Source organism: Paenibacillus plantarum (assembly GCF_013141695.1).
GTDB classification, from domain to species: domain Bacteria; phylum Bacillota; class Bacilli; order Paenibacillales; family NBRC-103111; genus Paenibacillus_E; species Paenibacillus_E plantarum.
This window is the reverse complement of record NZ_WHNY01000026.1, coordinates 243,954-258,363: the sequence shown is the minus strand read 5'-3', so window position 1 is coordinate 258,363 and position 14,410 is coordinate 243,954. Positions and strand designations below refer to the sequence as shown.

Genomic DNA, 14,410 nt, shown 5'->3' with positions numbered 1-14,410 from the left:
TTTTTGGTATGTGTCCAATCTACGAACCACTATTAAGTTTCCTATAAGCAGACGGGGTCATCGTAAGCCGTTCTTTAAATACGCGTGAAAAGGTGGCATAGGATGTAAAGCCTACTTCGAAGCAGACGGCGGTCACGGGCTCATTGCTGGAAATGAGCAGGCTGCACGCGTGCGATATTCTTATTTTCTCTAGGAAAATATGAAAATTTTCTCCGATGCTAGATTTGAAAGAAGTGCTGATATGCGGAACGCTTAAATAGAAACGCTCTGCCAACGTTTCCAGCTTAATATCATCGCGGAAATGTTGGTAGACATAGAGAATGATCTCCCACATTTTCCCTTTTTTATTAGGGGGTTTATAGGTATCGTTGTCTATCTTGGTAAAACAGCTGCGCTCCAATAAGATCAATGCTTCGGTTAATTTCGTTTTGAACATGAGCTGACTCAAGGGTTCACTGCTAAGGATTTCCTGATGCATCCTCTTAAATATAGGAAGAAGCTGGCTGGAGAGTTCATCCTCCAACTGGTAGGACGGATCTCCTTCCGTACCCGCACGAAGCAAGATGTCACTGAATGAGGCAGCAACGTCATCGGAACCATATATGGCTTGCAGTCCAATGGCCCCAATATAGAGATGCAGCTCTTGACCTCGCGTTATTCTGATTTGATGTACCTGATGTGGAAGTAAGAGGGTGAACGTGCCCGGCTTAATAGGTCGCTCAATCCCATTGATAATTTCTGTTCCGCTGCCGTTAAAGCAATAGGTGTATTCAAGGAAATTATGTGTATGCGGCGGGACATCGGCAGTTAGCTTGTGAATTTTAAATGTATAAGGAAAGGAATTGTGGAGTTCAGGGTCTCCAGGTAAGTTGAAAGGAATCATGAAATCACGCCCTTAAATGAGAATCGGTTATTGCTATCATAATCTAAAATCTTAAAAAATGAGATGTTTTTCATAATTTTGATAAGTAGTGAGATGACGTACTGATTACAATGAAGGAAATATCCGAAAGGAAGGTTGTTACGATTATGAATGTTTTGCAATATGTGAATCCCTTACAGGGGACAGCTTCTACCTTCCATTTTTCCAATGGGAATACACTTCCTTTAATTGCGCGACCTTTCGGAATGGCAGCCTGGAGCCCCCAAACGGATGAAGCAGGTAAAGGCTGGTATTTCCATCCATCCCATCGTCATTTTGAAGGGATTCGGCTGACTCACCAGCCAAGCCCATGGATTGAAGATTACGGGCATCTGACTATTCTGCCGCAAACGGGTCCGCTTGCCCTTTCCGTCGCTAAGCGATCCTCCTCATTCCGTAGTGAGGATATGTCCATCAAGCCCGATTATTTTCGTATAAGGCTGCAACGCTACAACACGTTATTGGAATTGAGCCCAACAGAACGTTGTGCTAGTATGCGAATGACTTTCGATGATCGGCAAGACGCGAGAGTGATAGTAGCGCCGTTTACCGGAGAATCGTCCGTATCTATTGACCCAGTAAGAAGAAGGCTAACGGGCTATACTCGTGCGAATTCGGGCGGCGTTCCTGAGAATTATGCGATGTATGTTGTGATTGATTTTGATTGTGATTTGGATGTGCAAGCGTGTGGTGTGTTTGATCAGAATTTTAATGCATCTATCAGCTTACATGAAGCAGGGGACCGAATAGGTGCTTTTATTGGATTGAACGTACCGCAATCAGGCGAAGTTAATCTTCGTATGGGCACTTCTTTTATAAGTATCGAGCAGGCGATAACCAACCTTACTCAGGAAATAGGTACAAAATCATTCGACTTGATTAGAGCGGAAGCAACGCAGGCGTGGGAGGAGACGTTGAATCGCATACAGGTGGAGGATCAAGATGAGGATAAATTAAGCACTTTTTATACCTGCTTGTACCGCGTTTGCTTGTTTCCACGGATTTGGCATGAATTTACCGATCAGGGGGAAAAGGTTCATTACAGCCCCTATAATGGTCAAATTGTGAGCGGACCGATGTATTGTGATAATGGATTTTGGGATACATATCGTACCTCTTATCCGTTGTTTAGCATGCTGTTTCCAACCCGTTTAGGTGAAATCTTAGAATCTTACGTTAGTGCGTATAAGGAAGGCGGTTGGATGCCGAAGTGGTCTTCACCTGGCGAACGCAGTGCCATGCCGGGGACTTTAATTGATGCGGTTTTTGCAGATGCTTTTGTAAAAGGCATGGGAGGGTTTGATGTTCAAACGGCTTATGAAGGCTTGCTGAAGCATGCCTGTCGAGCAGCGGAGGATCCTCATCTTGGCAGGAAAGGCTTTCGTGCTTACCAAGAATATGGTTATTTGCCAGCGGATCAATTTCACGAAAGTGTCAGCAATACGTTGGATTATGTCTATGGCGATTTTTGCATTGCTCAACTTGCGAAGAGTATCGGGAAACCTGAGGATTACACGCTGTTAATGGAAAGGGCAACCAACTATGCCAAATTACTAGACCCTACGGTAGGTTTTATGAGGGGGAAGAAGACGGATGGCGGCTGGGTTGAAGAATTTGACCCGATTGAGTGGGGAGGAGCTTATTGTGAAGGCGGGGCCTGGCAGTGCAGTTGGGCTGTTCAACACGATATCGTTGGATTAGCCGAGGTCATGGGAGGGAAAGACGTTTTCTTAGCTCGCATGAACGAGTTAATGACAACTTCACCTAAATTTAAGGTGGGCAGCTACGGTTTTGAAATCCATGAAATGTCGGAAATGGCTTCGATTAACTTCGGACAATTTGCGATTAGCAATCAGCCTAGTTTTCATATTCCTTATTTGTTTGCGGCGGCTGGGTCACCAGCTGGGACGCAATTCTGGGTTAGGAAAACGGCAGAGGAACTGTTTAGTTCTGCACCCGATGGATTGCCCGGTGATGAAGACAACGGGAGCCTTTGTGCTTGGTATATTTTTGCCTGCATGGGGATGTATCCATTATGTCCCGGTGTGCCTGAATATGTCATCGGAAGTCCGATGTTTGAGTGTATGACAATCCATTTGGAGAGCGGCAAACAGATTGTAATCGAAGCCGAGCATAACGCAGCCGATCATCCTTATGTACAAAGTGTACAGGTTAACAATGAGCCGCATCTGCCTTTATTTTTTGCTCATGATCAGCTTATGGAGGGCGCCTTGATTCAATTTGAGATGTCGGACACGCCGAAAGAGACAGATGTTGAGAATAAAGATTTACCTTACTCGATGTCACTCCGAATGGAAACTTCTAATCGAATCAGAAAGGAAATAAAACATGACAACTAAACGAGTAGAAATTGTAAAACCAGGCTTCTTTGCCACGGCAGCAGCAGCAGATAGCCGCAGAGGAGAATTCGATCTAGGTAACGAGGTCTTGATTGCGCACAAAGTACCTGTTGATTTTGTATTTATTGGCGATTCAATAACGCATATGTGGGAGCTAAATGGCTATTTTGGTCGCGGCGGTAATTTTATTGTAAACCGAGGAATTGGTGGGGATATTAGCAGCCATGTGTTAAGAAGATTTGATGCTGATGTGATTCAATTGAAACCGAAGGTTGTGGTGATTAAAATTGGCGTGAACAATTTCTGGTCGTTGGATGGCGCGATAACTGAGCATAGGAGAACAGCGGAGCAAATCATACCAGCACTTGTCGATGATATTCAGGAAATGGTAGTAAAGGCAAGAGAACACGGGATTATACCTGTGATCTGTTCCATTCTGCCAACGAATATGCCACAATCGGGAAACAATGAGATACGAAACACGAGTATTTGCCATGTAAACGAGCAACTTCAAAAAGTAGCCAACGAACATGAAGCTATCTATGTCGATTACCATTCGCAGATGACCACGGAAGGTGGCATCCAGTTGCGGGATGGGCTTGCAGACGATGGGCTTCACCCGCATGTGCTTGGCTATGACATTATGGCAGATAGTTTGCGTGCAGAACTGGAACGTAAGGGGATTCAAATCTAAGCGAGCAAGACATAAAAACAGTGGACTCGTACCTGCATGGTACGGGTCTTCTCAATTTATCCCACATTTGTTAACGAAAGTTCATGATCTTCATAAAGGATCATATCCAATATCTAGCTGCGAGTGGAATAATGATGGGGAAACAAAGTCGTTTCTATTCTAAGGAAAGATGGTGGTTCATGAATGCTAGCTAGACGAAGTGGAATGAAGGTGTTTTTATTATTGATGATGGTTGTAATTTTAGCGTTAGTAGGTCTTATTGGCACAACTCGGGTGCATGCGGCAGACGATGATTATGATACGATGCGGATCAGGTGGATGAATTATTTGACAGGAGGAGCATCGTTAGATACATCTGATCCGGACATAGCATCTAAGCTAAGCGGTATAGGTCAAACGAGTGCGAGTACGATGAGTACAACATCAGCTTATTTATGGAAAGATTTAGACGTAACGGGGGATACTTCTCAGATTACAGGGAATTACGAACGCATTAAGGGGATGGCGCTAGCTTACAAGACGATTAATTCCGGTGTTTACGGTGATCTGGATCTAAAGGCGAAAATTATTTACGCGATGGATTGGATGTATGCGAACCGTTACAATGAATCAACAGTACCGATTGAAAATTGGTGGGACTTGGAGATCGGGACTCCTCTACTTATTAATGACATTGTCGTACTTATGTATGACGACCTTATTGCTACGCCGGGAAAAATAACGAATTACATGAATGCGATAGAGAAATTTTCTCCAGATCCGAGCAAAGCAAATAAGGGAAAAGTTGAGGCAACAGGAGCGAACTTGATGTGGAAATGCCAAGTCGTTGCCTTACGTGGCGTGATTCTTAAATCTGCTGCAAAGCTGACCTTAGCCAAGGATGCTCTGAATCCGGTATTTGATTATGTGACATCAGGGGATGGCTTTTATCGGGATGGATCATTTATTCAACATGAAATTTACCCGTACAATGGCAGCTATGGCGTAAGTTTGTTGCAGGAATTATCGTACCTGCTTATGCTGATTAATGGTTCTTCTTGGCAACCAACTTCTAGTGGCGCAGCGAATGTTTACAATTGGATTTACGATTCTTTTGAACCGCTCATTTATAATGGTGCCATGATGGATATGACCAGAGGGAGAGCGATCTCACGCAATAACTTCCAAGATCATATCACTGGCCATAGCGTCATGGCCTCTATTATTCGCCTATCTCAGGGCGCTCCTGTGGCTGATGCACAGCGAATGAAAGCGATGGTGAAAGCTTGGATTGTAGCTGACAGTCAGTTTAATTTCTATAACGATATTAATTTAAGTATGCTTGTCCTTGCCAAGGCAATTATGAATGACAGCAGTGTAATACCAAGAGAAGAGAAGGTACTTTCAAAAGTCTATGCTGGGATGGATCAAGTCGTACATCTTCGTCCTGAATTTGGCTTTGGCGTTAGTATGTCGTCGCATCGTATTGGGACATACGAGTATGATGAAAAATATAATGAAAATCCTAAGGGCTGGTACACAGGTGTAGGTATGACCTATCTCTATAACAAGGATCCGCTCCAATTTACCGATTACTGGGCAACAGTCAATAAATATCGGCTTCCTGGAACAACCGTCGATACGATGCTGAGGGAAGATGCGGATGGCGCAGGGTATCGGAGTCCGACAACTTGGGCAGGAGGTACAGAACTTCAAGGACAGTATGCCACAGCGGGTATGGATTTGAAGGGATATGGAAGCACGTTAAAGGCGAAGAAATCCTGGTTTATGTTTGATGATGAAGTGGTTGCGCTGGGGACAGGTATCACAAGTACGGACAACCGGACGATTGAAACAACGGTTGAGAATCGCATGCTTACAACAGCGAGTGTGACACATGGCATTGATTTGAATTCACCTCCTTCTTCACCAATTGGCAGTGAACCATTACGTCACAAAATCTACGCCGTAAAGGATAGCGGGAATGATGGGAATCTGCCTGAGAATACGTTTGATAATAATCTTGGATCTAGATGGTCGTCGTCAGGTGATGGACAATGGATTCAATATGATCTTGGAAAGATACAAGCTGTGGGGTATATAGGAATTAACTTCTTACTTCAATCTGCAAGAACGACGAATTATGAAATATTGACTTCAGAGGATGGCGTAGTATGGAATCAAGAGTATAGGGGGAATTCCAGTCTGGTAAGTGACTCGCAGCTTCAAGTCATCGATTTCCCGGATACGCAAGCAAGATACGTCAAAATTATCGGTCATCAGAACTCTACGGGACCTTGGAACAGCATCACGGAAGTTCAAATCTATGCACCATGTACAGCAGGCAATCTTCTCATCCTCCCATCAGTGACGCCACTGTATGTGAACGGTGTGACAGATAGCTCAGCATCAAGTCAATCCGCGAAGGCGAAGGACAATGACATTCGAACCGTCTGGTCAACGACAGGCGATGGGCAGTGGTTGAAGTATGACTTAGGCAGCACTCAGGAGATCGGGCATGTAGGAATCAGCTTCCCGCATGGCAAGGAGAAACAATATGCCTTTGATATTCAAACATCTGTCAACGGGACAACATGGACGCCTGTGTTTAGCGGTCATAACACTGTGCTTTCCTCAGAGGTTGAAGCCTACGATGTCGTTGATACAACGGCCAGATACATCACATTTACTTTCCATGGCAATGATACCGACTTGTCCAATGATGTTTCTGAGATTCAAGTGTATGCCCCGCAAGCTGCTGGTCCTGTGTTAGATCCGCTGCATGTCTCCACAAGGGTTAAAGGGGATGAACAGCTTGTGGTGAATGGGGTAACGAAGCCGGCCGGATTAGGTTGGACAGAAACGATGAACGGCGTTTCTTATGCGTACCTCGCAGGAACTGGCGGGTACTACTTCCCGCAACCGACAGCCCTGAAAGGTAAAAGAGATGTGTCACAAGGCAGCTGGTCTCAGGTTAATAATGGCGGACCGCCGACGGTGTTAAGCAAGAATTATTTGACACTCTGGCTGGACCATGGAGCAAATCCGTTCTATCAAGATTACGCTTACGTCTTGCTGCCGAATAAAACAGCAGAAGAAACAGCGAGTTACAGCCTTAATCCTAACATTGAAATCTTAGTGAATAATACGAATGTGCAAGCTGTGAAGGAGAAAACACAAGGTATTCTGGGAGCTAATTTCTGGGCACCAAGTACATTTGGCTATCTCACGGCATCGAATCCTTCCTCCATCCTGTTGCAGGATCAGGGGAGTATGCTTGATGTCGCGGTTTCCGATCCTACGCATCTGCAAGCTAAGGTAACTTACGAAATTCATAAAGCCGGATTGTCAGTGATTTCCAAAGACGCAAGCATTACGATCTTACAGCTCACACCTACGATTAAGTTTGAGGTTAATACCCAAGCCAGAGATGGCATATCGCACAAACTAAAGCTGCAATTGAACACAACTGTGTCGACGCCTTTACCGACGCCGACAGCACCTCCAATTCATGTCGTTGACCCGATTCCAGATACGATTGTCGATGTGTTGGATGACCTATCCCTTACGTTTGCGCATAGTAATAATCTTAAATTTGACAGAGGAGAGCCTGGTAAATTTAATGGCGATTCTTCTCGGTTAATCCGAAAAACAATAACCAATGAGTATCTCATTTATAAAGCCCAGCCGAATAAGGATATTACCGGCTTTACTGCCAAGGCATGGTTTTGGCCAGATGCAGGCGTAACCGACTTTGCTTTCTATACCTCGCAAGATAATGTGACGTATACAGCGTTTACGCCAACCAAAACTGGTGGAATTGAAAACTACAAAGAAATAAATTACAGCGGCATGCTGCCAACAGGAACACAGTATCTGAAAATCGTTTACATGATGAATGGTGCCTATAACTGGAACCCGCAACTAGGTGAAGTCACGTTGACGAGTATTGTTCCTCCGCCGACAAGTATTACGGTCGTTGACAATGTCTACAACGATACCAAGATGTTCGAGCGAAGTGCAAATCTGAGCATTAGTGGAGCTAATCCATCAGCATTCGGTGATGATGCTACGCGATTAGTAAGACTTTCGAACACAGATGAGTATATTGTGTACAAAGCGGAACCGGATATGGAGCTACGGAGTTTCAGCGCGGATACATGGTTCTGGCCCTATGAGGCGTCCACAGATTTTCAGTTTGCGATATCTACAGATAATGTGAACTATTCCTCCTATACGCCGACTATTGCAACGACAACAAGCTCAGGTGCTTGGAATAAGGTGACTTACAGCGGAACGATCCCAAGAGGAACGCAATATATTAAAATCATTTATAAACAGCACTCGTCCAATACGTGGAATGCACAGATTGGCAAGGTGACACTAACGAGTAAGGTACCAACGCCGTCAAGCGCAACAGTGACAGATGATGTGTATAATTTTAGCAAAATGTATGAGAATTCCGGTAAGTTGAGCTTCGACACCGCCAATGATACGAAGTTCGGAGGGGATACTTCAAGGTTAAAGCGAAATGGGAATACCGATGAATGGATTGTATACAAAGCAGCTCCAGACATGGACATGAAGAGTTATCAAGTGGACACATGGTTCTGGCCCTACGAGACTTCTGTTGACTTCGAACTCTACAGTTCGCCGGGTAATGGGATCTACACAATTATTTCACCTGTGAAAGCCGTATCAGCAACTGATTGGAAGAAAGTAACCTACAGCGGTAATGTTCCGGCTGGAACACAGTTCTTGAAAATCGTGTACAAACAGACTACAGGTAATTATTGGCATCCGCAGATCGGGAAAGTCGTGATTCAGAGCGAAGCGATTGATTAATGAAAGTTCATGATCTTAAATCCCGATCATTTCATTCCTTTTTATCAGGTGCCATAATAAAAGAGTAAGATAGTTAGTTCACAAGGGGGCGTACAAATTACATGAAGCGTCAGTTCACTTCAAAAAAAGCATTAGTCAGCATCTTGCTAGGTATGAGCGTTTTGGCTGGGTGTACGAACGGAAATGATACACCAACTGTTTCACCAGCTACAAGTCCGGTGGCGACGAAGACTACAACAGTAGTAGCGAAAGAGAATGATCGAACGAAGTTTGATCCACCGGTTACGATCACGGCAGCAATTGCCTTGAAACCGTCCGATAAGCTGCGCAATGGTGACACGCCTGAGAATAATCCAATCTCCCGTTGGTTCAAAGACACGCTGGGTATTGTGACGAAATATCAATGGGTGGTCACGGACGCGAGTGCATTGGAAACGAAAGTTCGTTTAGCTTTAACGAGCGGCGAAGCATTGCCGGACGTTCTCGCTGCCTCTGGTACCGTGTTTGAAGATCTGGTAGCTTCTAAGAAAATTCAATCCATTGACGAAGCCTTTGAGAAGTATGCAACGCCAAGGGTGAAAGAATCGTATCAGAAAAATCCGGAAGTTTGGAATTTGGTCAAGCGAAACGGAAAATTGTATGGTTTGCCTACACTGTCGAATGGGATCGTAGGGAACACCGTTATGTGGATACGAGAGGATTGGCTCAAGAAGTTAAATCTTAAAGCGCCAACGAATGTGCAAGAATATGAAGCTGTTATGGATGCGTTTACAAACAATGACCCTGATGGCAATGGGAAAAAAGATACGTATGGCATGGCCTTCGGGGCAAACACCGGCTATCATAAACCAACGATGAACTTCATGACGGATGCTTCGTTTATCTTTGGCCAAGACCAACCCTACCAATGGTTGAAAGGGACAGATGGCAAACTGCAATACGGCTCAACGAAGCCTAGTGTGAAGGATGCGTTAGGCAAATTACAAGAATGGTTCAGTAAGGGGTATATCAGTCCTGACTTCGGTACGCAAGACGCAGCGAAAGCTATGGCTGATTTTACTTCTGGCAAAGCTGGAATCACTTTTGCGCCAGGGTGGGCTGGCGGCTGGCCAGTAGGTACGGCAGTGACTGAAGCCAAAGCCAAAAATCTAGCCTTGGATTTCAAACCATATCCGATTCCAGCGGGAATTAAAGGAGAAGTGGGAAGGCAGGCATCACCGCCGTCCTATGGGAATTATGTGTTCCGTGAAGGATTTACGAATATGGAAGCCATCTTTAAATATTGGGATACGATGTACGGCTGTTCAGTTGAGGATGCAGCGTGCCCATTTGCTAACGGTAAAGGCGAAGGTTATGACTATGTGATGAAAGATGGCAAGCCGGATTGGAAGAACATCCCTGAAGGTACGCTGAGTCTGAATGCTTATCTGCTGATGTCACCAGGTTCAGGAACAGCTCCTACGAACGTCATGCCTGGTCCTAACATTTATCAACGTGTCGCAGCGGGGAAGAGAGACAATGTGTTTGAGCAGAAACTAGCCGCAGAGAATGGCCAATTAACGATTGATGGGTTCTCAGTTGCGTTCCAGCAGTTGAACAAAGATGTGCAAAGTGGATTCTTTGGCGCAAACACGCCGACAATGAAAGATAAATGGGAGCAGCTCATTGCCTTGGAAGAGCAAGCCTTTCTGCAAATTATTTACGGAAAACAAAAAACGGACTATTTTGATACTTTTGTGAAGCAATGGAATGATCAAGGCGGTGCACAAATTACCAAAGAAGTGAATGAGTATACAGCTAGCCTGAAGTAATTGTTCCACGACTTGATAAGAAATGCGGAGTGCTGGTGTAAGTAGGGTTCTCCGCATTTTCTTTTTATAGAGAAGTCCTGACGATCGATAGGAGACGAATCGGATGAAATCGGAAACGATAAAATACGCTTTGCAAGAGAGGGCAATCCCCCTAAAAAAACGAAAAGGCTTCTTCAATCTAAGACAAACGTGGCCATTACATGTGTTTCTATTGCCTTCCGTTGTGTTATTGCTGATTTTCAGCTATACGCCAATGGTCGGATTTGCGATTGGCTTCCAAGACTTCAAACCATGGTTAGGACTTTTCGGTTCACCTTTCGTAGGATTGAAGCATTTTAGATTTATGTTTCATGATCCAACGGCCTTGCAAGTCATTTGGAATACGCTTATCATTGCTGTTTTCAAAATTATTGCCGGCGCCTTGGCACCTTTCACTTTCGCCTTACTACTGAATGAAGTTCGTGCCGTCATCTTTAAGCGAATTATTCAATCGCTGGTCTACTTGCCTCATTTTATTAGCTGGGTCATTCTCGGTGGTATTCTTACCGATTTGCTATCTACGAATGGCATGATTAATCAACTTCTGTTATGGATGGGGTTGGATCGGATCTTCTTTCTGGGGAGCGGGAACTGGTATCGCTTTACCTTAGTCGTTAGTGATGTTTGGAAGGATTTTGGATTCGGCACGATCATCTATTTGGCTGCTATGGCAGGCATTAACCCGAATATGTATGAAGCTGCTGATATCGACGGTGCAAATAATTGGCAGAAAACGATTCACATTACCATCCCAGCCGTGATTCCTATAGCTATTGTTATTGTTACCTTATCATTAGGAAACATTTTAAATGCCGGTTTTGATCAGGTATTTAACACCTATAATCCACTTGTATATCCGAAAGGCGATATTATTGACACCTATGTCTACCGTATTGGTTTGCAGCAAGGGTCATACAGTTTTGCAACAGCAGTTGGATTTTTCAAATCCATCATTGGATTTATTCTCATTGCTACGACTTATAAATTAGCATCCAAATATGCAAATTACAGGATTTTCTGAGGGGATATAGCCATGATTAAATTATCGTTCTCCATGAAAATGTTTCAATTCTCGAACTATATATTCCTATCACTAGCAGCTTTTCTCTGTATTCTTCCCATGGTTCATGTCTTGGCTGTGTCGTTTAGTTCAGACTATGCGACGACAGCTTACTTAGTCAAATTTTGGCCTGTCGGCTTTAATTTAACCGCATATGAGAAGGCATTGAACAGTAATAACTTTTTAATCGCCTTCAGAGTGAGTGTACTTAGGACGGTGCTTGGAACCGCATTTACCATGTTCCTTACGATGTTGGCGGCGTATTCGATGTCGAAAGACGATTTATATTTCAAAGGAAGAACCTTCTATGCTTGGTTTTTTGTCTTCACGATGCTGTTTCATGGCGGCTTAATTCCAACGTATCTGGTCGTTCAAAAAATAGGTCTAACCAATTCCCTCCTAGCGTTGATCTTGCCTTCTGCTGTTAATGTTTTCAATGTCGTCCTGATGATGAATTTTTTCCGTGGGATTCCCAAAGAACTGCAAGAAGCAGCGATGATGGACGGGGCAGGACATTTCCGTATCCTGTTCACGATATTCATGCCAATTTCTTTACCTTCCATTGCCACCTTGTCCTTATTTACGATGGTTTTTCATTGGAATGCTTGGTTTGACGGTATGATTTATATGAACAAAGCAGAGCTTTTTCCATTAGCTACTTTTCTGCAAGCCTTAATTGCTAGCTTCGATTTTACGAAAATTGGTCTCAATCCAGAGGATTTGGCTAAATTATCGGAGCGTTCTTTAAAATCCGCACTGATTTTTATCGGTACAGTCCCGATCTTGCTCGTGTATCCTTTTCTGCAAAAGTACTTCGTACAAGGGATGACATTGGGGTCGGTAAAAGAATAAATCAAAAATGAAATGGCTGTTAGGGAAATCCTAGGAGCTGTTTTCATTGTATGATTTTAACAATAATAGGCTTTCAATTGGTATAATAGAGCAAATGGAAGATAGGGAGCATCGGCTATGAATCTAATCAAAAGAGTGATCCTTCTTATCGTGATGAGTTTAATCGTCATTCTTGCCCTTTACGCCTATTCCTATAAACAGAGTGTAAATGTCATTGAAAATCAAATTAATACACGGAATGAAGAGAAGCTGTCGTACTTTCTCAACCGAATTGAAAGCCTATTGGATCAGAATATGATCTACGCCACACTCGTCACCAAAGATCCTGAAATTAAAAGGGTAGCCTATGGTGAATTGCCCCCTGCTAGTTATGATCGCGTAAGTGTGGTTCAGTCTATTGAGAGCAAGCTCAACTTGTTCAGTATGACCAATCAAATTATGAACATTATTACGCTTTATTTTCCGAAAATTGATCTTGCTTTGTCTACGGTACCCTCAACAGAATTGAATCAAGAGGAGATCTTAAAGGACTACACAGCCAATTGGAAATTAACGAAAGTCGATATAAGCGGTGTCAAAACGGATGCATTTTCACGGTTCTTCGTTTCCCCTTATCATGCGGAGCCGGCGGATATCATGAAATCGGATTTCATTATACGGGTTGATTTTTTTACAAAAAATATTGCGAATTTACTAGACGAGTTTAAGCTAGCTGGTAATGGCGATGCCTTTTTCTATGGCAGTTCCGACCAAATTGTCTACAATAGTACGGCGAATATGACACTTATTCGGCAGCTCATGAAAGAGTATCCTTTCAAAGACGCGAGTGAGATGACGAAGCGTTCAACCATCGTAGAGCTAAGTGGCAAGAAATATATTCTTTACGTCCTTCCTTCCGAAAAGCTTAACTGGAGCTTGGTCGATATTGAGCCCTTGGAGGAGATTTTAAACCCGGTCAATCACAGTCGGAATTTATTTTACATTATTCTTTTTTTACTTCTCTTACTCGGCATGGTAGCAGCCTATTTCTTATACTTCTACATCCAGGTCCCGATTCGCATTCTGATTCGCAGCTCGGAACATATTAAGAACAAAAATTTTGCCTATCGCATTCAGAGCTTACGCAAGGACGAATTTAGACAATTGTTTGATTCCTTTAACGATATGGCGAAAGAAATTGATGAGTTGATTAAGCGTGTGTATGCTGAAGAAATCCGCTCGAGAGAGGCCGTAATGAAACAGCTTCAATCGCAAATTAATCCTCATTTCCTCTACAATTGTCTAGCTTATATCGTGAATATGGCTAAAATGAACAAAAATCAATCCGTTATTGCGATGGCTCACAATTTGGGAGATTACTATAAATATACGACCCGAAATGAGACGTTGGAGACAACTTTGGGTACGGAGTTAGAGCTGGCTGTCAACTATATGAATATTATGAATCAGCAGTTGGATAAATTTAGGTACATCATTTCCGTGCCCGAGACGATGAAAGCGATGAAGATTCCTAAGCTGATGATTCAGCCGCTCATTGAAAATGCCATTGTACACGGGCTCGAGGAGATTTCATTGAACGGCCTTATCACCATTGTAGGTCTCGATGACGGCCCGCACTACCGGCTCATCATTGAGGATAACGGGCCAGGTTTATCAACGGAAGCTTTGACGAAGCTAAGGCTTAAGACGGAAGATGAACACAATGATTCCCCGCAGAAAGGGGTTTGGAATGTCTATCATCGCTTCCACTATTATTTTGGACAGCGTTCCCGTATGCGATTGGATAATTCAGCTCTAGGTGGTTTACGAATTGAGTTAAGTTGGGAGAAAGCAGCAAAGGAGTGAGTG

Annotated in this window: 8 protein-coding genes; 7 read left to right on the top strand and 1 reads right to left on the bottom strand. The window is 43.6% G+C overall.

Translation table 11 applies throughout. From position 1 onward, the window contains the following. Positions 1 to 19: 19 nt before the first annotated feature. Complete coding sequence (locus GC096_RS07950) at positions 20 to 883, bottom strand: AraC family transcriptional regulator (RefSeq protein WP_171629695.1); 864 nt, start codon at positions 881 to 883, stop codon at positions 20 to 22. 110 nt (positions 884 to 993) lie between these two features. On the opposite strand from GC096_RS07950, the gene GC096_RS07945 reads away from it, so the two are divergent. The 7 genes from GC096_RS07945 (at position 994) to GC096_RS07915 (ending at position 14,407) form a co-directional block, all read left to right on the top strand. Continuing rightward, entirely contained in the window at positions 994 to 3,282 is a 2,289-nt protein-coding gene (locus GC096_RS07945; protein WP_171629694.1) for a GH92 family glycosyl hydrolase, read from the top strand. Then, positions 3,272 to 3,976 (top strand): GDSL-type esterase/lipase family protein, encoded by a 705-nt coding sequence (locus GC096_RS07940; protein WP_171629693.1) that lies wholly within the window; start codon positions 3,272 to 3,274, stop codon positions 3,974 to 3,976. The genes GC096_RS07945 and GC096_RS07940 overlap by 11 nt, the downstream gene beginning before the upstream one ends. Positions 3,977 to 4,159: 183 nt before the next feature. Continuing rightward, positions 4,160 to 8,800: a polysaccharide lyase family 8 super-sandwich domain-containing protein gene (locus GC096_RS07935; RefSeq protein ID WP_171629692.1), complete on the top strand. Its 4,641-nt coding sequence runs from the start codon at positions 4,160 to 4,162 to the stop codon at positions 8,798 to 8,800. Between the two features lie 101 nt (positions 8,801 to 8,901). Continuing rightward, positions 8,902 to 10,611, top strand: a complete 1,710-nt coding sequence (locus GC096_RS07930) for an extracellular solute-binding protein (RefSeq protein ID WP_171629691.1) — start codon at positions 8,902 to 8,904, stop codon at positions 10,609 to 10,611. Between the two features lie 103 nt (positions 10,612 to 10,714). Further along, entirely contained in the window at positions 10,715 to 11,671 is a 957-nt protein-coding gene (locus tag GC096_RS07925) for an ABC transporter permease (RefSeq protein WP_171629690.1), read from the top strand. A gap of 12 nt (positions 11,672 to 11,683) precedes the next feature. Next, positions 11,684 to 12,562 (top strand): carbohydrate ABC transporter permease, encoded by an 879-nt coding sequence (locus tag GC096_RS07920; protein WP_171629689.1) that lies wholly within the window; start codon positions 11,684 to 11,686, stop codon positions 12,560 to 12,562. Positions 12,563 to 12,679: 117 nt separating this feature from the next. Next, entirely contained in the window at positions 12,680 to 14,407 is a 1,728-nt protein-coding gene (locus GC096_RS07915) for a sensor histidine kinase (RefSeq protein WP_171629688.1), read from the top strand. Positions 14,408 to 14,410 lie beyond the last annotated feature (3 nt).

What these genes read in the sequence shown, in the direction of transcription:
- GC096_RS07935 (WP_171629692.1), top strand. Translation starts at nt 4,160, where the DNA reads ATGCTAGCTAGACGAAGTGGAATGAAGGTGTTTTTATTATTGATGATG.
- GC096_RS07930 (WP_171629691.1), top strand. Translation starts at nt 8,902, where the DNA reads ATGAAGCGTCAGTTCACTTCAAAAAAAGCATTAGTCAGCATCTTGCTA.
- GC096_RS07950 (WP_171629695.1), bottom strand. Translation starts at nt 883, where the DNA reads ATGATTCCTTTCAACTTACCTGGAGACCCTGAACTCCACAATTCCTTT.
- GC096_RS07940 (WP_171629693.1), top strand. Translation starts at nt 3,272, where the DNA reads ATGACAACTAAACGAGTAGAAATTGTAAAACCAGGCTTCTTTGCCACG.
- GC096_RS07915 (WP_171629688.1), top strand. Translation starts at nt 12,680, where the DNA reads ATGAATCTAATCAAAAGAGTGATCCTTCTTATCGTGATGAGTTTAATC.
- GC096_RS07920 (WP_171629689.1), top strand. Translation starts at nt 11,684, where the DNA reads ATGATTAAATTATCGTTCTCCATGAAAATGTTTCAATTCTCGAACTAT.
- GC096_RS07925 (WP_171629690.1), top strand. Translation starts at nt 10,715, where the DNA reads ATGAAATCGGAAACGATAAAATACGCTTTGCAAGAGAGGGCAATCCCC.
- GC096_RS07945 (WP_171629694.1), top strand. Translation starts at nt 994, where the DNA reads ATGAAGGAAATATCCGAAAGGAAGGTTGTTACGATTATGAATGTTTTG.